This is a genomic window from Oceanicola sp. D3 (genome assembly GCF_006351965.1).
Taxonomy (GTDB): Bacteria; Pseudomonadota; Alphaproteobacteria; order Rhodobacterales; family Rhodobacteraceae; genus Vannielia.
The window spans coordinates 233,017-252,508 of the sequence record NZ_CP040932.1; the positions used below are offsets into that span (position 1 = coordinate 233,017).

A 19,492-nucleotide genomic window follows, 5' to 3' on the forward strand; every position below is an offset into this window, starting at 1 on the left:
AACCGCCAAATTACCACAGCCACACCCTATGCACATTTTATGCACAACCGATGCATACGAGATTTCACCCGCCTTGGTGAATTAACCCACCGTTCTTACCGCTGCGACTCGTTTTCCGCGATCAGATGATAGCCGGGATCGGCCAGCGAATCGGCGCTGACTTTCCCCGTCATCGCGAAGACGCCTCGAAGGGCGGATGAGCGGGTCAGGTGACGACGCGGAGGGTGACGTTGAGGCGGCCGCCTTGGGGGAGGAGAGTGGAGGTGCCGGGTTTGAGGCGGTCGATTCCGTGGAAGGCTCGCCGCGCGGCACCGGCGAGCACGCAGACATCGCCAGATTGGAGCCATGTGGAAGCCGTGGAAGCGGAGCGCTCGAGCCCGCCAACGCGGAAGAGCGCATCATCTCCGAGCGAGATCGAGACAACGGGCATGTCGAAATCGGATTCGTCGATGTCTTGGTGCAGGCCCATGCGGGCGGCCTCGGAGTAGTAATTGACGAGGCAACATTCAGGCGCGCGGGAAACGCCGCTTACCTTTTGCCAGACGGCCAGCACTTCGGGCGGAATTGGGGGCCAGTCCACGCCAGAGGGGTGGCGGGGTTCGTAGCGGTAGCCGCGCCGGTCAGAGACCCAGCCGAATTGCCCGGCAGAGGTCATCTTTACCGACATCTTTTTGCCGAAGCGGGTTTCGGGGTGAAACATCGGGGCCGCCTCGGCAACCCGGCGCAAGGCGGCGACCATCGCCTCCTGCGCGTCCCGGTCGAGCAGGCCGGGATAGAGGCTGACTCCGCGAAAATCGAGCCTTTCGCTCATACCCGTACCGCCAAGACCGCATCCCATGCCGAGCGCGAGACTTTCCAGCATTGCCGCATCGCGGCGCCGGAGCCGAAATCGAGCATGGCATCGTGGGTGTGGATGGCCCCCAGCCTGCTCGTTGCGGTTTGGGAGCGGATGTTGACCGGGTCGATGTGCAGCCAGATCACATCGGACAAGCGGAAGGCATGGGCGAACATCAGGGACTTCATCTCGAAGTTCCAGCCCCCACCCCAGTAGGCGCGGGACAGGAAGGTATAGCCAATGCAGGGCATGCCGGGATCATCTGGGGTGGTATAGAACCGTGAGGTGCCGATGATCGTGCCGCTGGCCTTCTCGATCACCACGAGCGACTCGCCATGACTGAGCAGCATGTCGAAGTAGGGGCCAAACACCTCGGGCCGCCAGCGCTCGGTGGCGGGATGGCCGGCCCAGATCAGCGGATCACTGGCTGCCGCAGCCAAGGCCTGCTTGTCGCCCGCTTCGAGCGGACGCAGCAGAAGCGAGGGACCTTCCAGCACGGGCTGCGGATCAAATTTGGGAGCGCTTTGGCCCATGCTTTGTTCCTTCTGTGCAATTCCACCCAAATAACGGCAGATTCCTTGTGCGGCATGTGTTGCAGCGCGGCAACCGGCTCCTTATATACCCTGCGAAGCTCGGTCGGGGGCCCAACTCCGGCCACTGGGATCGGGTGTCAGAGGCCTGACAGGATCTGACGTCCAAAACATCGCCGAAAGAAGAGGTAGAGTATAATGGCTAAAGTCATCGGTATCGACCTTGGGACCACCAATAGCTGTGTCGCCATCATGGACGGCTCGCAGCCCAAGGTAATTGAAAACGCAGAGGGTGCGCGCACCACGCCCTCCATTGTGGCCTTCACCGACGGTGAACGCCTTGTCGGCCAGTCCGCCAAGCGGCAGGCCGTGACCAACCCCGAAAACACGATCTTTGGCGTGAAGCGCCTGATCGGTCGCCGGTTCGACGACTCGGATCTGGCGAAAGACAAGAAGAACATGCCGTTCAACATCGTTGATGGCGGCAATGGAGACGCATGGGTCGACTCGCGCGGTGAGAAATACTCCCCGAGCCAGATCTCCGCATTCATTCTCGGCAAGATGAAAGAGACCGCCGAGAGCTACCTTGGCGAAGACGTGACGCAGGCCGTGATCACCGTGCCCGCCTACTTCAACGACGCCCAGCGCCAGGCCACCAAAGACGCCGGCAAGATTGCTGGCCTCGAAGTGCTGCGCATTATCAACGAGCCGACCGCGGCTGCGCTGGCCTATGGTCTCGACAAGAAAGAGAGCAAGACCATCGCCGTATATGACCTTGGCGGCGGTACGTTCGACGTGACGATCCTCGAGATCGACGATGGCCTGTTTGAAGTGAAATCCACCAATGGTGACACCTTCCTTGGTGGTGAAGACTTTGACATGCGCATCGTCAACTACCTGGCCGACGAGTTCAAAAAAGAGAACGGCGTTGACCTGACCAAGGACAAGATGGCGCTGCAGCGCCTGAAGGAAGCTGCCGAGAAGGCGAAGATTGAGCTGTCGAGCGCGAGCCAGACCGAGATCAACCAGCCGTTCATCAGCATGGGCTCCGACGGCCAGCCGCTGCACATGGTCATGAAGCTGACCCGCGCCAAGCTGGAAAGCCTTGTGAACGACCTGATCAAGGCGTCGATCAAGCCCTGCCAGGCTGCCCTGAAGGATGCTTCGCTGAGCACCGGCGACATTGACGAGATCGTTCTTGTCGGTGGTATGACCCGGATGCCGAAGGTGATCGAAGAGGTTACCAAGTTCTTCGGCAAGGAGCCGCATAAGGGTGTGAACCCCGATGAGGTTGTGGCCATGGGCGCCGCCATTCAGGCCGGTGTTCTGCAAGGCGACGTGAAGGACGTTGTGCTGCTCGACGTGACCCCGCTTTCGCTGGGCATCGAGACGCTGGGCGGCGTGTTTACCCGCCTGATCGACCGCAACACGACGATCCCGACCAAGAAGAGCCAGATCTTCTCGACTGCCGAGGACAACCAGAACGCCGTGACGATCCGGGTGTTCCAGGGTGAGCGCGAGATGGCCGCCGACAACAAGATGCTCGGCCAGTTCAACCTTGAAGAGATCCCGCCCGCGCCGCGCGGCATGCCGCAGATCGAAGTGACCTTCGACATTGACGCCAACGGTATCGTCAGCGTCAGCGCCAAGGACAAGGGCACCGGCAAAGAGCAGGTGATCACCATTCAGGCTTCGGGTGGCCTCAGCGACGACGACATCGAGAAGATGGTCAAGGACGCCGAAGAGAACGCCGACGCCGACAAGGCCCGCAAGGAGCTGGTGGAAACCAAGAACCAGGGCGAGAGCCTGCTGCACTCCACCAAGAAGTCTCTTGAGGAGCACGGCGACAAGGTTGACGCCTCGACGGTGGAAGCCATCGAGCTGGCCATGGGCCCGCTGGAAGAGGCGCTGGAGGCCAACGATGCCGGCAAGATCAAGGCTGGCATTCAGAACCTCTCCGAAGCCGCGATGAAACTCGGCGAGGCCATCTACAAGGCCGAGCAGGAGAAAGCCGGCGAGGAGCCCTCTGACGCCGAGGAAGAAGGCCCGCGCGGCGTGGATGACGACATCGTGGATGCCGACTTCGAAGACCTCGACGACGACAAGCGTGCCTGATCGCACGTGATGTAACCCGGGATAGGCCGGTCCGGGAAACCGGGCCGGTCTTCGCCGTTCAAGGGAAAGGGCGATCAGATGGCAAAACGCGATTTCTATGAGGTTCTGGGCGTCGAACGCGGCGCGTCTGGCGATGACATCAAGAAGGCCTATCGCAAGAAGGCCAAGGAGCTGCACCCCGACCGCAATGCCGACAACCCGAACGCGGAAGACCAGTTCAAGGAAGTAAACGAGGCCTATGACGCGCTGAAGGATCCGGAGCGCAAGGCCGCCTATGACCGCTTTGGTCATGCCGCCTTCGAGGGCGGTGGCCCGCGGCCCGGGCAGGGTGGCGGCTTCAACCAGCAGGGCGATTTCGCCTCGGCCTTCAGCGATGTGTTTGACGACCTCTTCGGTGATTTCATGGGGGGCCGTGGGCGCCCGGGCGGGGGCGGCGGGCGCCGCGCCGCGCGGGGAAGCGACCTGCGCTACAACATGCGGATCAAGTTGGAAGAGGCGTTCAAGGGCACGCAGAAAACCATCAACGTGCCGACCTCGGTGCAATGCGACACCTGTGAAGGCAGCGGCGCTGAAGGCGGGGCCGAGCCAACCACCTGCCCGACCTGTTCAGGCATGGGCAAGGTGCGTGCGCAGCAGGGTTTCTTCACGGTGGAGCGCACCTGCCCTACCTGTGGCGGGCTTGGCCAGCACATCAAGAACCCCTGCAACAGCTGTGGCGGGCAGGGCCGTGTGGAGAAGGACCGCTCGCTGAGCGTGAACATCCCGGCCGGTGTTGAGACCGGCACGCGCATTCGCCTCAGCGGCGAGGGCGAGGCCGGGCTGCGTGGCGGGCCGACGGGCGACCTTTACATATTCATCGAGGTCGAGCCGCATCCGCTGTTTGAGCGCGAGGGCGCGGACCTGTTTTGCCGCGTGCCGGTGAGCATGACCAATGCCGCGCTGGGCGGTGACATCGAGGTGCCCACGATCGACGGTGGACGCAGCCGAGTGAAAATTCCGGCCGGGGCGCAAAGCGGCAAGCAGATGCGTCTGCGCGGCAAGGGCATGCCGCCGCTGCGGGGCCCTGCGCATGGCGACATGTTCATTGAGCTCGCGGTAGAGACACCGGTGAACCTGAGCAGCCGCCAGAAGGAGCTGCTGAAAGAGTTTGACGAGCTGGGCAAAGACAACAGCCCGGGCAGCTCTGACTTTTTCAGCCGTGTGAAGAGCTTCTGGGACGGGATGAAGGGCTAAGCGGGGCGGCGGAATTTTCCGCCCCCCACCACCACCTAGTTCAGGTCGTAGGTTGGCAATAGAGAACATGCCCGCCGGCGATGTCCTTCATCTGCATGCTTTCGCTGGAAAATTCCGAGATCTCGAAGCTCCAGGGCTCATCCTTGAGGCGCGCTTCCACTTGCGGAACGACCCCGGCGCCGAGGGAGGTGATGGGCACGTTCTCGCCGCCACGGGTGACGCGCATCAGGGTTTGCTCGGAGAGGGTTTCGTCCAGCCGGGTGCCTGAGAGCGCCCATGTTCCCTCGACCTGAAAATTCATCACAACGCTGGGCGCGCCATCGGTGCTTTGGATCGAGACCAACCCATCCATTGTGCCGCCTTTGGCGTATTGGAGGACGCGGGAATAGAGATAGCCGGGCAGCTCGGCCTCGCAGGCCCATTCCTTCACGAAATCTGCGGTGTCTATCGTCTCTTTGCAGGCGGATAGGCTGGAGAGCAGGGCGAAGGCGGCGACGAGCCGTGCACAGCTCACCACCGGTGCGGCCTCACAGCTTGCGACAGGAGATGTTCACGTTGTTGCGCCCGCCTCTGGGCGAGAGGTAGAGGAGCTTCATCTTGCTGTCGGACAGGCTGCGGATTTTGTAGCGCCACGTGGGATTTTTCTTCAACGCGCGGCGTTGAGACTCCGCCGCCTCGCTGCGCTTGAGCTTGGTGGCGCGGTTGCCCTCTTGCACGGTGACATCCACGTGGTGCACCGATGTCACCCGCTCCACCAGCAAGCCGTTCTTGATGCTCCAGCTGCCCTCCATGGAGGCCGTCAGCCGCGCGAGGCCCTTTTTGCCTTTGTGGGTGAGCTTGATCTGATAGGCCATCCGGCTGTCGAACCGGCCATTATCGCCAAAGGTGACGCGCCGGCCAATTCCGCGATCTCCGTTGACAGCCTGACAGTTCCACGCGCCGGTAAGGGAGGCGGCAGCGGCTGGCGCGGTGAGGAGGCACAAAGCGAAGAGCGGGGCAATCAGCAAGGTTTTAAACATGCCGAGACCCTGCCGTTTGCGCCTGTTGCGGGCAAGACAAAATGAATTAACCAATGATTTACCAAAGCCGCGTTACATCGTTGCATGTCACGCGCCTTTCACGAAGCCCCGATGCCGCTGTTTGAGCCCGACGAGGCAGAGCCTGCGCTACTGGCCGCCGGCAAGTTGCCCTCTTACATCAAGGATCATCGCAAGCGCCTGCGCGCGCGCTTTATGGAGGGCGGTGCGGCAGCCGTGCCGGATTACGAGATGCTGGAGCTTGTGCTGTTTCGCGCCATTCCGAGGCGCGATGTGAAGCCGCTGGCCCGGGCGCTGCTGGAGCGATTCAAGGACTTCAACGGTGTGCTCTCCGCCCCGGTGGCGCGGCTGCAAGATGTGCCGGAGGTGGGTGAGGCGGTGATTGCGGAGCTGAAGATTGTGGAGGCGGCGGCGCACAGGCTGGCCCGCTCGAGGGTGATTGAGAAGCAGGTGATCTCCAGCTGGGACCAGCTGCTGGATTATTGCCGCGCGGCGATGGGGCACCGGGAGACGGAGCAGTTCAGGGTGCTTTATCTCGACCGGCGCAATGTGCTGATTGCCGATGAAGAGCAAGCGCGCGGCACGGTGGACCATGTGCCGGTGTATCCGCGGGAGGTGGTGAAGCGGGCGCTGGAGGTGAATGCCTCGGCGCTGATCCTCGTTCACAACCACCCCAGCGGCGACCCGACGCCAAGCACGGCTGACATAGAGATGACCGACAAGATTCGCGAAGCCGCCGATGCGCTGGGGATTGCCCTGCACGATCACCTGATCGTCGGGCGGGCGACGGAGCTTAGCTTTCGGGCGGAGGGTTATTTGTGAGAGCGGGCACCGCACTTCTCAATGCGCTGCCCGCTTGGGCCATGCGTGGCCGGTTGGGCGCTATTCGGCAGACGCGAGGCGCACCTCGGGCTGGACGTCGAAGAACATGAGATGCTCGCCCACCGCATCGCAGCCGGGCATGGTGGCCGTTAGCGCGTGGGAGGCATAGCCCTTGATACCGAGGCTCAGGATGTTGGCACTCATTTCAGCGCCACAGGTCGCCTCTGTCACCGCAGCTTCGACATTCAACTGCACTTCGCCCTCCAGTGCGGCGGGGTAGCTGTAGACTTCAGCCATCCGTGCTCCGGGCAGGTCAGCAGAGCCAAGCACCGTCAGGAAGCCGCCTTCGCCGCTGAGGGCGCGGGAGGCCGTGGCAGGATGTGCGGCGGAGATATGGCCGCCAGTATCATACTCGGCCCCTTTCTCCAGCGCATGGAGTGCGAGGCCGATGTTGCCCTGCCAGGTGAGGGCCACGCGGCGGTGATCGTCGAGACCCTCCACCAGCGTCATCGCGAATGCACGCTCGCCGCTATCAAACCGCGCCTCGAAGGCGGCAGTGGCGGAGAGGGCGGGCACGGTGACGGTGAACGTTCCGTCGTTGGCCGTGATATCGGTAAAGCTGAGCGGCCCATGCTTGACCGTCACCGGCTGGCCGCCATTGCAGGGCGCGGTGAGCGTGAGCTGCACGAGCGCCGCCTGTTGTGCGGTGGCCTTCAGCTTGAGCGCGCAGGCGCTGGCAACGCCATCGGCAGTCGGAAGGCTATCTGGCGCGAGCGACATGGGCGAGATAGTGGGCAGCACGGACGCCATTCGGACCGGCGCGGCGGGCGCCTGTGATTGGCTATCCGTTTGGTTGGGCGCGGGTGAGCTCTTTTGGAGCGCGGAAGAGAGGGGCTGGAGCGATGCCTTGGTTGGTGCGGCTGCGCTTGCGCTTTTTTCAGCTTGGCGATCCGCGAACTGGTCGGCCATCGGCCCCAGATTTTGCATCAGAAAGCCGGTTCCGAGCGCGATGGCAAACACCGATGCCGCCGTCATCACTCGCTTTTTTTGCTTTGCGTCGATGATCATCATTCCCTCCGACACCCCTTAGTCGACATCGTTAACGTCTAAAGTCGGAGTTGGGCACAGACAGGGCGGAGTTTGGCCGATTCTGGCCAAGCCGCCCGTCAGGCTACGCAATATATGGGGGCGGGCGAAATGGCGGGCCGCGACATCAGCGCGGTTTACCAAGCGGCAGCCCTAAAGCTGCCACATTTTCTGTTGCGCGATCGGAAACGATCTTAGGCGAGCGCGCCGTGGCAATGCTTGAACTTTTTGCCCGATCCACAGGGGCAAAGATCGTTCCGTCCCGGGTTGCCCCATGTGCTCTCGTCGTTCTCATCGAAACCGGGCGCAGCCTGCTCTGCGGGTGCGGCATCTTCAGCGGCGGCTGGGGCCTGCTGCTGGGAGGCGATTTGCTGCATCAGCTGGGCTTGTTCGTCTTCCGAGAGCGGACGGATCTGGCCAAGCTTCTGGGCGACCTCCTCGCGGAGACTGTCGAGCATGCCCTCGAAAAGTTGGAAGGCCTCGGTTTTATATTCGTTAAGCGGGTCGCGTTGGGCATAGCCACGGAAGCCGATGACCGAGCGGAGGTGCTCGAGCGTGAGCAGGTGCTCGCGCCATTTGCCGTCAATGGTTTGCAGCAGCACCTGCTTTTCGATGTTGCGCATGGTGTCGGGGCCGAACTCGGCGGCCTTTTTGGCCATCATCTCGTCGGAGGCCTTGCAGAGACGTTCGGCGATGTCGTCCTGATCCACGCCTTCTTCCTGCGCCCAGTCGATGACGGGCACGTCGATGGCGAGCTTTTCAATGCAGGCGGCGTAAAGCTTTTCGGCCTCCCACTGATCGGCATAGGTTTTGGGCGGCATGTATTGATCGACAAGGTCATCGACGACCTCGTGGCGCATGTCGGCAACGATCTCGGAGAGATCCTTGCTTTCCATGATCTCGCGGCGCTGCTTGAAGATGACTTTCCGCTGATCGTTCATCACGTCATCGAACTTCAGCAGCTGCTTGCGGATGTCGAAGTTGCGGCCCTCGACCTTGGCCTGTGCCCGTTCGAGCGACTTGTTCACCCACGGGTGGATGATGGCCTCGCCCTCTTTCATTCCGAGGCGCGAAAGCACGGCATCGAGACGTTCGGAGCCGAAGATGCGCATCAGGTCATCTTCCAGCGAGAGGTAGAAGGAGGTGCGGCCCGGGTCGCCCTGACGACCGGAGCGGCCGCGCAGCTGGTTGTCGATCCGGCGGCTCTCGTGGCGCTCGGAGGCCAGCACGAAGAGGCCGCCCGCGTCTTTTACGGCCTGTTCATCGGCCTCATGCCCGGCCTCGATGCGGGTGCGAATTTCTTCCGGGTCGCCCTCGGGATCGGCGGCGATGGCCTCCATCACTTTGAACTCGACGTTGCCGCCAAGTTTGATGTCGGTCCCGCGGCCGGCCATGTTGGTGGCGATGGTCACGGCCCCCAGCTTGCCGGCGTCGGCCACGATCTGGGCCTCTTGCTCGTGCTGGCGGGCGTTCAGGACGTTGTGCTTGATGCCGGCCTTTTCGAGCAGCTGCGAAAGGATCTCGGACTTTTCGATGGAGGTCGTGCCGAGGAGGACCGGCTGGCCCTTTTCGTTGGCCTTGCGGATGCGCTCGACGATGGCGTCATATTTCTCGCGCACGGTGCGATAGACGGCATCGTGATCGTCTTTCCGGGCGATCGGCTTGTTGGTGGGCACTTCGACCACGCCGAGTTTGTAGATCTCGGCAAATTCGTCGGCCTCGGTAAGCGCGGTCCCGGTCATGCCGCCAAGCTTGTTGTAGAGGCGGAAATAGTTTTGGAAGGTCACGGAGGCGAGGGTGACGTTTTCGGGCTGAATATCGCAGCCCTCCTTCGCCTCGATGGCCTGGTGCAGACCATCGGAGAGGCGCCGCCCGGCCATCATCCGGCCTGTAAACTCGTCGATCAGCATCACTTCGCCGTTGCGAACGATGTAATCCTTGTCCTTCTGGAAGACCTTGTGGGCCTTCAGCGCCTGCGTGGCGTGGTGGACGATGGTGGTGCTTTCCGGATCGTAGAGCGACTGCTCTTCGGGGAGAATGCCCTGAGCGTGGAGCTCGGTTTCGAGAAACTCGTTGCCCTCGTCGGTGAGGGTGACGTTGCGGGTTTTCTCGTCGACTGTGTAATGCTCTTCGGACAGCGAAGGGATCACCTTGTCGAGCGTCATGTAGAGCTCTGACCGGTCTTGCGACGGGCCGGAGATGATGAGCGGGGTGCGGGCCTCGTCGATCAGGATCGAGTCCACCTCGTCGACGATCGCGAAGTTATGGCCGCGCTGATACATCTGGTTCAGCTCGGACTTCATGTTGTCGCGCAGATAATCGAAGCCCAGCTCGTTGTTGGTGGCATAGGTGATGTCGGCAGCGTAAGCGGCCTGTTTCTCGCCATCGGGCTGCTGCGGGTAGACCACGCCACAGGTGAGGCCCAAAGCGTTGTAGACCTTGCTCATCCACTCGGCGTCACGCTTGGCGAGGTAATCGTTGACGGTAACCACATGCACGCCCTTGCCGGTGAGCGCGTTGAGGTAGGCCGGGAAGGTGGCGACAAGGGTTTTGCCCTCGCCGGTCTTCATCTCGGCGATGTTGCCCTCGTGCAGGAAGATGCCGCCCATGAGCTGCACATCGAAGGCCCGCAGACCGAGCGCCCGCTTGGCCGCCTCGCGGCAGTTGGCAAAGGCCTCGGGCAGCAGCGCCTCAAGCGCCTCACCACCCATGGCACGCTTGGCCAGCTCTTCGGTTTTTTCTTTCAGCCCTTCGTCGGTGAGCTTTTCAAACTCCGGCTCCAGCGCGTTGATCTTTTCGACCAGCGGACGGGTGGACTTGATCTTGCGGTCATTGGCGGTGCCAAAGACCTTTTTCGCGACGGTACCCAGACCCAGCATAATTTCTCCGCTCGCCCTGCCTTGACGGTTTTGTGTGGCTGAACGCGCTTGCCGCTCTTCGCTGGCCCCCATAGAAACGCGGGCAGAGAAAACGGGCTTGCGCCTTAGAACACAAGGCGATGTAAGACCCGCGACCCATAGTGTCAACGCCGCCGCAAGGGCGGCCGAGCAGGAGTAGATGTATGACCTTCCCCAAGACGATCGCGCTGGCAGCCATTCTGGCCGCAGGGCTTGGTGCCGGGGCGGTGGCTCAGGAGGCCGCGGCGACCGAAGAGACCGCGCCCGAAGCCGGTGCCGAAGCGATGGCGGATGTGACCGCTGAAACCGTGGTGGCGACCGTCGGCGGCGTGGATATCACCGTTGGCCACATGATCGTGGCGCGCAAGACGCTGCCCGAGCAATATGCCCAACTGCCGCCGGAAGTGCTGTGGGAGGGGATCCTTGAGCAGCTGGTGCAGCAGAACGCGTTGGCACAGCAGGCTGGCGAGCCTTCGAAGGAAACCGAGCTGACGCTGGAGAACCAGCGCAGCGGTTATCTTGCAGGCGACGTGCTTGAAGCTGCAGCGATGGACTCTGTCTCTGACGAGGCGCTGGAAGCGAAGTACGAAGAGCTTTACGCCGATGCCGAGCCGCAGCGGGAGTGGAACGCTTCGCACATCCTCGTGGAAACCGAGGAAGAGGCCCAGGCCGTGAAGGAAGAGGTTGAAGCGGGTGCGGAATTTGCCGAGGTCGCCAAGGTCAAATCCACCGGCCCGTCTGGCCCCAATGGTGGCGCGCTTGGTTGGTTCAGCAAAGGCATGATGGTGCCCGAATTTGAAACCGCAGTGATGGCGATGAAGGCCGGAGACTTGAGCGAGCCGGTGCAGACGCAGTTTGGCTGGCATGTGATCATGCTCAACGAGACCCGCCTGAAGGATAAGCCCGATATGGCCGCCGTGAAGGACCAGTTGACCGAAGAGGTGCAGCGGGCTGCGGTGGATGAGGCGATTGCAAAAGCCGTTGAGGCTGCCGGAGTAGAGACGCCCGAGGGCGAGATTCCGGCCGCTGTGCTTAACGATTTCAGCCTTCTGGAGGACTGATGAGCAAGTACCCTGTTTCGCCGCTGGCGCCTGAGAGCTTCCCCGATCTACCGGTGATCGGGGGCGTGAGGTTTGCCGCCGTGGAGGCCGGGGTGCGATACCAGGGCCGGCTTGACGTGATGCTGGCCCTGCTTGATCCGGGGAGTGTGGTGACCGGAGTGTTTACCCGCTCTGCCACCCGCTCGGCCCCGGTGCGCGATTGCGAGGCCAAGCTGCGCAAGAGCAGCGAGGCAGGGGCCGCCATTTTGGTGAACTCCGGCAACTCCAACGCCTTCACCGGCGGAGCCGGGCAGGAGAGCGTGGAGGCGATTTGTGCCGCCGTGGCCGAGGCTGCGGATGTGCCGAAGAGCCGGGTGTTCACCGCCTCGACCGGGGTGATCGGAGAGCGCCTGCCGCATGACAGGATCACCGGCAAGCTCGGCGAGCTTGTGGGTGGGCTGGACGAGGGCAACATTGCCGAGGCTGCGCAGGCGATCATGACGACCGACACCTTCCCTAAGGGGTCGACGCGCGAGGTAGAGCTGAAGGGCGGCAAGGTGAAGATTGCCGGAATTGCCAAGGGCTCTGGCATGATTGCGCCGGATATGGCGACGATGCTGGTGTATATCTTCACCGATGCCAAGATTTCTCGCGATGCGCTTCAGGGCATGGTGAGCGGGCTTAACGAGACCACCTTTAATGCGATCACGGTGGATGGTGATACCTCCACCTCCGACACGCTGATCTGCGCCGCGACCGGGGCTTCGGGGGTGGATTGTGACGGCTCCGAAGAGTTTGAAGCCGCGCTGAAGGCGGTGATGAAGGATCTGGCGCATCAGGTGGTGAAAGACGGCGAAGGGGCCACCAAGTTTGTGACCGTGCGGGTGACAGGCGCGGCCCATGATGCCGATGCCAAGCGCGTAGCGATGAGCATTGCCAACTCACCATTGGTCAAGACGGCGATTGCCGGGGAAGACCCGAACTGGGGCCGGATCGTGATGGCCGTGGGCAAGAGCGGTGCCGAGGCGGATCGGGACAAGCTGACGATCAAGTTTGGTGAGGTTTTGGTGGCCGAGAATGGCTGGGTATCGCCGGGTTACTCCGAGGAGCAGGCTGCGGGCTACATGAAGTTGCCTGAGTTGGTTATCAAGGTGGATCTGGGCCTGGGCAAGGGCCGGTTTACCGCGTGGACCTGCGATTTGACCCATGGCTACATCTCGATCAACGCTGACTATCGGTCTTGAGGTAGAGCGCAGGTGAAGGTGGTTCTTGTTTCAGCTGTTGCCCTGATCGATGTGGATGGCCGGGTGCTTTTGGCCCAGCGCCCCGAGGGGAAGAGCATGGCCGGGCTGTGGGAATTTCCGGGCGGCAAGGTTGAGGCGGGGGAGACGCCGGAAGCGGCGCTGATCCGTGAACTGCATGAAGAGCTGGGGATTGAAACATGGGAAAGCTGCCTTGCGCCGCTCACCTTTGCCTCGCACAGCTACAATGATTTTCATCTGCTGATGCCGCTCTTTGCCTGCCGCAAGTGGGGCGGCACCCCGCAGGGCAAAGAAGGGCAGAGGCTGAAGTGGGCGCGGGCGAATGAGCTGCACGACTACCCGATGCCGCCGGCGGATGTACCCTTGGTGGCGATTCTGCGGGATTGGCTCTGACGGGGGCGGTTGCCCGGAATCGGAGCAAGTATCTTTGCTACTTGCCTCAAATTTGCGCAACTTTCTTGCTTGGGCGATCACTTTGTAAATGAAATGTAAACCAAGCTGCGCTATTCTACCCTGAGGAAAGCAACCTTTGGGGAGGAAATAAATTGCGGACCATCGTTGTTGGAAGCTGTGTTTCGGTTCAGGGCACCTTTGTGAAGGCGCTCTCGGACGGGCGTGTTGTTGTGCGCGTGGGTGAACGGGATTTCACCGGCCGCCCGGTTGAGACTGTCGCTGCCTGACAAGTTTCGCCACTGCAAATGCTGTGCACTGCCCGCGTTGGGGACGACGCGGGCATTTTGCTGTCCGGGCCGAGTTTAGACCTGCTGGGGCTTGAGTGTTCTTTATTTGGCAGGCGGGTGACGCGCATTTAGATCCGGCTTCGGTTTGCCAAGCGTAGCAGGGGACGCCCTGTGCAAGCATCTTAGAATGGAGCGATCTCCAGCAAGTTTAGCGGACACAGATAAAGGTGCGATCATAACACGCGCACAAAGGCCGACCGGGGCGCGGGGCCACGGTCGGAGCCTTGATAGCTTGATTGGTCGAGCGCTTAGAGCGTGCGCTCGACTTCCTTGCGGGTGAAGATCTCGATGACGTCGCCTTCGCGGATGTCGTCGTAGTTCTCGAAGGCCATGCCGCACTCTTGACCGGATTGCACCTCGGCAACCTCATCCTTGAAGCGCTTCAAGGTCTTCAGCGTGCCTTCGTGGATCACCACGTCGTCGCGCAGCAGGCGGACACCAGCGGAGCGGCGGGCAACGCCTTCGGTGACGAGACAACCGGCAACCTTGCCGACGCCGGTGACCTTGAAGACCTCCTTGATCGACGCGTAGCCGATGAAGTCTTCCTGAATTTCGGCGGAGAGCAGGCCGGAAGCGGCGGCTTTCACGTCATCCACAAGGTCGTAGATCACCGAGTAGTAGCGGATCTCGACGCCCTTCTGGTTGGCGGCCTGACGCGCGGGGGCGTTGGCACGGACGTTGAAGCCGAAGACGGGCGCCCCGGAGGCTTCGGCAAGGCCGATATCGCTTTCGGTGATGGCGCCGACGCCGGAGTGCAGCACGCGAACACGAACCTCGTCGTTGCCGATCTTCTCCATCGCCTGAACGATGGCCTCGGCAGACCCCTGCACGTCGGCCTTCATGACGATGGGCATCTCCGCGACGTCCTTGTCGTCCTTGGCCTTCTGCATGAGCTGCTCAAGGGTGGTCGCGGCACCGGCGGCGGCGCGCTTCTCCTTGGCGGCGTTCTCACGATACTCGGCGATTTCGCGGGCCTGACCCTCAGAGCTGACGACGTTGAGCACATCGCCGGCCTCGGGAGTGCCGTTGAGACCGAGCACCTCGACGGGAACGGAGGGGCCAGCCTCGGGCACACGATCGCCCTTGTCATTGATCAGCGCGCGGACCTTGCCCCACTGCTCGCCAACGACGAAGATATCGCCCTGACGGAGCGTACCGGTTTGCACCAGAACGGTGGCAACAGGGCCACGGCCAACATCAAGCTGGGCCTCGATCACAGCGCCTTGGGCGGGACGATCGGGGTTGGCTTTGAGTTCAAGCAATTCGGCCTGAAGCGCGATGGCTTCGAGCAGTTCATCAAGGCCTTGGCCGGTGTGGGCCGACACTTCAACATCCTGAACCTCACCAGACATCGCCTCGACGATGACTTCGTGCTGAAGCAGATCGGTGCGGACCTTCTGCGGATCGGCCGCGGGCAGGTCTACCTTGTTGATCGCAACGATCATCGGCACGTTGGCGGCCTTGGCGTGGTTGATGGCCTCGATGGTCTGCGGCATCACCGCGTCATCGGCGGCCACCACGAGCACGACGATATCCGTCACCTGCGCACCACGGGCACGCATGGAAGTGAAGGCGGCGTGGCCGGGCGTGTCGAGGAAGCTCAGCACAGCGCCGCTATCGGTTTTCACCTGATAGGCGCCGATGTGCTGGGTGATGCCACCGGCCTCACCGGAAACAACCTTGGCGTCGCGGATCGCGTCGAGCAGCGAGGTTTTGCCGTGGTCGACGTGGCCCATGATGGTGATGACGGGCGCACGCGGCTGCAGATCTTCGTCCTTGTCCTCAGCGGTCTTGATGACCTGCTCGACATCGCTGTCGGAGACGCGGACGACCTTGTGGCCGAATTCCTCGATGATCAGCTCGGCTGTATCAGCGTCGATCACCTGGTTCTGTGTGACCATCATGCCGTTTTGCATGAGGGCCTTCACCACCAGCGCGACCCGTTCGGCCATGCGGTTGGCCAGCTCGGACACAACGATGGTTTCGGGCAGCTGAACGTCACGCACGACCTTTTCGCGGCTTTCGCCACCGCCGAGGGCCTTTTGGCGGGCACGCTCCTGCTTGCGCTTCATCGCGGCAAGCGAGCGCTGACGCCCGCCTTCACCGCCCGAGAGCGCCTGGTTCAGGGTGAGCTTGCCAGCGCGGCGGCCACCGTCATCGCGGCTGCCTTTGCCACGGTTGTCACGGTTGTTGTCGCGGTCGTCGCGGCCATCACGGCGCGGCGCGGGGCGGTTGCCACCACCACGCCCGCCGTCTTCAGCCGGCGCGGGGCCGGGCTGGGCTGCTGCAGCGGCTGCGGCGGGCGGCGCGTTGCGCTCGGCCTTTTCGCGGGCTTTCGCTTCTTCCGCTTCGCGTTTCTTGCGAGCGTCTTCTTCTTCTTTCGCCTTCAGGGCTTCCTGGCGTTCGCGCTCTTCGCGCTCTTTCGCCTCGGCCTCTTCACGGCGGCGCTGGCGCTCGGCCTCGCGCTCTTTCTCTTCGGCCTCGCGGCGCTTGGCCTCTTCAGCCTCGGTTGCCTTGGCCGCGGCAAGCGCCTTCAGGCGGCGCTCCATCTCGGCGTCGGAAATCCCGGCGGGGCGCTTGGACGGGTCAGACCCGGCGGCTGCCGCCGCCTTTGCGCCAGCGGTGGGCGCACCGGGCTTGGGCACCACAACGCGCTTGCGCTTGGTTTCCACCACGACGTTTTTTGTGCGTCCGTGGGAGAAGCTCTGCTTCACCTGACCGGAACGCGGGCCGGTACGGAGGCCCAGGGTTTTTTTGCCGTCGCTATCGCTCATGCGATGTTCGTCCTTTCCGGGGAGAATCCCCGCTTTCTTCGCGCAAAGCGCCAAGCTTTGCGGCGTCTTCTACAACACGCTTCGTGAGTCCGCCAGACGCAAGAGCGGCGTGTATCACATGTTCTCTGCCGAATGCCAAACCGATTTCGTTTGCACTCAGGCAGCCTATGAAGGTTCCTTTTCCCGGCGGCGAGCTCAGCTTTGACTTGCCGCGCTCAGAACCGTCGAAAGCCTGGATCAGCACGCGGGCCTCCTCGGTAAGGAGCCAGCCTTTGACCTTTTCATATCCCGCCACCGCGCGGCCCGACTTGCGGGCAAGGGCGATGGTATCTGTTACCCGCTTGGCCATAAGCCGTTCAACCAGCTCAAAAAGACCATCGGGCACTGTGAGCTGGGTTTTCGCCGCGCGGGAAAACAGCTTCTTCTTGATCGCCTTTTCAAGCGAGGCCCGGTTAGGCGTAATCCAGATACCGCGGCCCGGCAACTTTCCGGCGATGTCGGGAACAACCTCGCCGCCGGGGCCGGCGACGAAGCGGATCAGTTTGGATATAGGGTAGCTCTCGCCGGATGCAATGCACCGGCGTTCGGGGATCTCCCCATGTTCCTTATCGCGGCCGCCGCGACTCAGGCCCGATCCCGGAGCCTGAGATCAGGCTCCGGCCTCCTCTGCTTCAGCAGCAGCTTCGGACTCTTCACCCTCATCCTCGGATGCGTCCAGTTCGGCAGGATCGACCCAGCCCAGCGAAATGCGGGCCGACATGACCATGTTTTGCGCTTCTTCCAGCGAGAGGTCGAATTTTTCCAGAATGCCGTCGTCCTTCACACGCTCGCCATCCACGGTTGTCCATCCGCCTGCCAGCTCCCAGTCGGCGCAGGTGGCGAAATCTTCGAGCGTTTTCACGCCATCTTCGGCCAGCGCCTCGATCATCTGGGGTGTGAGGCCCTCGAAGCTGACTAGGCTGTCTTCGACGCCAAGTTCACGGGCATGCTCAAGCGCCTTGCGGTTTTGCTCTTCGAGATAGTCGCGGGCACGGGCCTGAAGCTCTCCGGCGGTGCCTTCATCGACACCGTCGATCACCAGCAGCTCGTCAAGCTCGACATAGGCGACCTCTTCGAGCGAGGTGAAGCCTTCGGACACCAGCAGCTGGGCGAAGAATTCGTCCAGATCGAGGGTATCCATGAAGAGCTTGGTGCGCTCTTCGAACTCGGCTTGCCGGCGGGCGCTCTCTTCTTCCTCGGTGAGGATATCGATGTCGAGCGAGGTGAGCTGCGATGCGAGGCGCACGTTCTGGCCACGGCGACCGATGGCGAGCGAAAGCTGCTCGTCGGGCACCACGACCTCGATCTTGCCGGCCTCTTCGTCGAGCACCACCTTGGAGACCTCGGCGGGCTGCAGGGCGTTGACGAGGAAGGTGGGCTGATCGTCGTTCCAGGGGATGATGTCGATCTTCTCGCCCTGAAGCTCGTTGACCACGGCTTGCACGCGGCTGCCGCGCATACCAACACAGGCACCGACCGGGTCGATCGAGCCATCGTAGGAGATGACGGCGATTTTGGCGCGGGAGCCGGGATCACGGGCCACGGCCTTGATCTCGATGATGCCGTCGTAGATTTCGGGCACTTCCATCTTGAACAGCTCAGCCATGAACTCGGGCGCGGTGCGGCTCAGGAAAATCTGCGGGCCGCGCTGCTCGCGGCGCACGTCCTTGATATACACCCGGATGCGGTCGCCGGGGCGATAGCTTTCGCGGCCGATCTTCTCGTTGCGGCGCAGCACCGCCTCGCCCGCGCCGATATCGACGATGACGTTGCCATACTCTTCGCGCTTCACCAGACCGTTGATGATGGTGCCGGCGCGATCTTTGAACTCTTCGTACTGACGATCACGCTCGGCTTCGCGGACCTTTTGCAGGATGACCTGCTTGGCCGATTGCGCGGCGATCCGGCCCATCTCGACAGGCGGAACCTCGTCGACCAGCTCGTCGCCATCGGCGGGCGGTGCGGTTTGGTCGACGCCTTCGGCCAGTGCCTTGTCGATCTCGGACGGGGTGCGCAGGAGGAAGCGACGGATCGGGCGGGGCTCTTCATCTTCGGCCTCGGGCTGCGACATGCCGGAGACGACGATGTAATCTTTGCCGTGGGTGCCGAGGCTCTGCTTGGCGGCCTCATGGGTCATTTCGGCCTGATAGTTTTCCAGATCAGGCTCGCCAACGACGGTGCGGATGCGGGTGAAGGTGGCGCGCCCGGTCTTGCGGTCGATCGCCACGCGGATGTCCATCTCTGCGCCGTAGCGCGACTTGGCGGCACGGGCGAGGCTTTCTTCCATCGCTTCGATGACCAAGCCAGGGTCGATCATCTTTTCCCGGGCGACTGCCTCGGCAGTTTGCAGCAACTCCAGCTGGTTTGCGGAAGTAATGGCCATCAGTTGTCCTCCTGACCGTCCATGAGGGTTTGCACCTCGTCAAATTGGGTTTCGTCGACTTCGCCGGCGTCCTTGCGGTGGCGCAGCACGTCGCGGATGAGTTCGTCGGTGAGCACGAGCTTGGCGTCGGAGAGCCAGTCAAACTGCAGGCCGATAGTGAGCGGCTCGCCGTGCTCTTCGATCTCGATCAGCACTTCGGAGCCCTCGGTGCCCGCCAGCTCGCCCTTGAAGCGGCGGCGGCCGTCGATCATTTCGGTGGTTTCGAGCTTGGCCTCGTAGCCTTCCCAGCGGTCAAAATCCTTGAGCCGGGTCAGGGGCCGGTCGATGCCGGGGGAGGAAACTTCGAGCGTATACTCATCCTCGATCGGGTCTTCGACGTCGAGCACGGCGGAAACGGCGGTGGAGATGCGGGCGCAGTCATCCACCTCGATGCCGCCCTCGGGCTTCTCGGCCATGATCTGAAGGTTCGCCGTTTTGCCGCCCATGAGGCGCAGGCGCACCAGCTCGAATCCCATGCCTTCAAGCACGGGCGAGACGATCTCGGCCATGCGCTGATCCATTCCGGTCTTGGCGATAAGGTCGGTCATGATCTGGGTAGGGGCCTTTCGGGCACAAAAAAACGGGCGCTGCGGCCCGTCGGAAGTTCCGGTGGAGTGTCGGGGGTGGAGGCCGACGCTGCCGCTGTTGAGGGGAATATAG

At 62.5% G+C, this 19,492-nt stretch carries 18 protein-coding genes; 8 read left to right on the forward strand and 10 right to left on the reverse strand.

The genetic code is table 11. The features are described from left to right. Nucleotides 1–205: 205 nt before the first annotated feature. Nucleotides 206–811, reverse strand: a complete 606-nt coding sequence (locus tag FHY55_RS01200; RefSeq protein WP_140012449.1) for an alpha-ketoglutarate-dependent dioxygenase AlkB — start codon at nucleotides 809–811, stop codon at nucleotides 206–208. After that, nucleotides 808–1,368, reverse strand: coding sequence for a GNAT family N-acetyltransferase (locus tag FHY55_RS01205; protein WP_140012450.1), 561 nt, complete (start codon nucleotides 1,366–1,368; stop codon nucleotides 808–810). The genes FHY55_RS01200 and FHY55_RS01205 overlap by 4 nt, the downstream gene beginning before the upstream one ends. Nucleotides 1,369–1,563: 195 nt before the next feature. On the opposite strand from FHY55_RS01205, the gene dnaK reads away from it, so the two are divergent. Next, on the forward strand, nucleotides 1,564–3,480 hold the full coding sequence (dnaK, locus tag FHY55_RS01210) for a molecular chaperone DnaK (RefSeq protein WP_140012451.1): 1,917 nt from the start codon (nucleotides 1,564–1,566) through the stop codon (nucleotides 3,478–3,480). Between the two features lie 78 nt (nucleotides 3,481–3,558). Beyond that, nucleotides 3,559–4,713, forward strand: a complete 1,155-nt coding sequence (gene dnaJ / locus FHY55_RS01215; RefSeq protein WP_140012452.1) for a molecular chaperone DnaJ — start codon at nucleotides 3,559–3,561, stop codon at nucleotides 4,711–4,713. A gap of 40 nt (nucleotides 4,714–4,753) precedes the next feature. On the opposite strand, the gene FHY55_RS01220 is transcribed toward dnaJ, so the two are convergent. Together FHY55_RS01220 and FHY55_RS01225 are read right to left on the reverse strand one after the other, a co-directional pair. Further along, entirely contained in the window at nucleotides 4,754–5,227 is a 474-nt protein-coding gene (locus FHY55_RS01220) for a hypothetical protein (protein ID WP_140012453.1), read from the reverse strand. Nucleotides 5,228–5,240: 13 nt separating this feature from the next. Continuing rightward, entirely contained in the window at nucleotides 5,241–5,732 is a 492-nt protein-coding gene (locus tag FHY55_RS01225; RefSeq protein ID WP_140012454.1) for a hypothetical protein, read from the reverse strand. Between the two features lie 84 nt (nucleotides 5,733–5,816). Between FHY55_RS01225 and radC the strand changes: the two genes are divergently transcribed. Next, the gene (gene radC, locus FHY55_RS01230; RefSeq protein ID WP_140012455.1) at nucleotides 5,817–6,572 is read left to right on the forward strand and encodes a DNA repair protein RadC; all 756 of its coding nucleotides are present in this window, start codon (nucleotides 5,817–5,819) and stop codon (nucleotides 6,570–6,572) included. A gap of 60 nt (nucleotides 6,573–6,632) precedes the next feature. Here radC and FHY55_RS01235 read toward each other — a convergent pair whose 3' ends face one another. Then, complete coding sequence (locus FHY55_RS01235; RefSeq protein WP_140012456.1) at nucleotides 6,633–7,352, reverse strand: hypothetical protein; 720 nt, start codon at nucleotides 7,350–7,352, stop codon at nucleotides 6,633–6,635. On the opposite strand from FHY55_RS01235, the gene FHY55_RS01240 reads away from it, so the two are divergent. Further along, nucleotides 7,351–7,662: a hypothetical protein gene (locus FHY55_RS01240; protein ID WP_140012457.1), complete on the forward strand. Its 312-nt coding sequence runs from the start codon at nucleotides 7,351–7,353 to the stop codon at nucleotides 7,660–7,662. The two genes, FHY55_RS01235 and FHY55_RS01240, sit on opposite strands and share 2 nt — an antisense overlap. A 190-nt stretch (nucleotides 7,663–7,852) precedes the next feature. On the opposite strand, the gene secA is transcribed toward FHY55_RS01240, so the two are convergent. Continuing rightward, complete coding sequence (gene secA, locus FHY55_RS01245) at nucleotides 7,853–10,537, reverse strand: preprotein translocase subunit SecA (RefSeq protein WP_140012458.1); 2,685 nt, start codon at nucleotides 10,535–10,537, stop codon at nucleotides 7,853–7,855. Between the two features lie 182 nt (nucleotides 10,538–10,719). Between secA and FHY55_RS01250 the strand changes: the two genes are divergently transcribed. The 4 genes from FHY55_RS01250 (at nucleotide 10,720) to FHY55_RS20840 (ending at nucleotide 13,537) form a co-directional block, all read left to right on the forward strand. Further along, entirely contained in the window at nucleotides 10,720–11,616 is an 897-nt protein-coding gene (locus FHY55_RS01250; RefSeq protein WP_140012459.1) for a peptidylprolyl isomerase, read from the forward strand. Next, on the forward strand, nucleotides 11,616–12,839 hold the full coding sequence (gene argJ / locus FHY55_RS01255; RefSeq protein WP_140012460.1) for a bifunctional glutamate N-acetyltransferase/amino-acid acetyltransferase ArgJ: 1,224 nt from the start codon (nucleotides 11,616–11,618) through the stop codon (nucleotides 12,837–12,839). Before FHY55_RS01250 ends, argJ begins: the two co-directional genes overlap by 1 nt. A 12-nt stretch (nucleotides 12,840–12,851) precedes the next feature. Beyond that, nucleotides 12,852–13,250 (forward strand): 8-oxo-dGTP diphosphatase MutT, encoded by a 399-nt coding sequence (gene mutT, locus FHY55_RS01260; protein WP_140012461.1) that lies wholly within the window; start codon nucleotides 12,852–12,854, stop codon nucleotides 13,248–13,250. A gap of 152 nt (nucleotides 13,251–13,402) precedes the next feature. Further along, a complete protein-coding gene (locus tag FHY55_RS20840; protein ID WP_256377569.1) occupies nucleotides 13,403–13,537 on the forward strand; it encodes a hypothetical protein in 135 nt (44 codons plus the stop codon). A 308-nt stretch (nucleotides 13,538–13,845) separates the two neighbouring features. On the opposite strand, the gene infB is transcribed toward FHY55_RS20840, so the two are convergent. From infB to rimP, 4 genes are read right to left on the reverse strand one after another with little or no spacing between them, the layout of a single operon-like run. Then, nucleotides 13,846–16,371 (reverse strand): translation initiation factor IF-2, encoded by a 2,526-nt coding sequence (gene infB, locus FHY55_RS01265; RefSeq protein WP_140012462.1) that lies wholly within the window; start codon nucleotides 16,369–16,371, stop codon nucleotides 13,846–13,848. Beyond that, complete coding sequence (locus tag FHY55_RS01270) at nucleotides 16,361–16,999, reverse strand: RNA-binding protein (protein WP_140012463.1); 639 nt, start codon at nucleotides 16,997–16,999, stop codon at nucleotides 16,361–16,363. Before FHY55_RS01270 ends, infB begins: the two co-directional genes overlap by 11 nt. Before the next feature lie 21 nt (nucleotides 17,000–17,020). Continuing rightward, nucleotides 17,021–18,793, reverse strand: coding sequence for a transcription termination factor NusA (gene nusA / locus FHY55_RS01275; RefSeq protein WP_140012464.1), 1,773 nt, complete (start codon nucleotides 18,791–18,793; stop codon nucleotides 17,021–17,023). After that, nucleotides 18,793–19,380: a ribosome maturation factor RimP gene (gene rimP, locus FHY55_RS01280; RefSeq protein ID WP_140012465.1), complete on the reverse strand. Its 588-nt coding sequence runs from the start codon at nucleotides 19,378–19,380 to the stop codon at nucleotides 18,793–18,795. The genes nusA and rimP overlap by 1 nt, the downstream gene beginning before the upstream one ends. Between the last annotated feature and the right edge of the window lie 112 nt (nucleotides 19,381–19,492).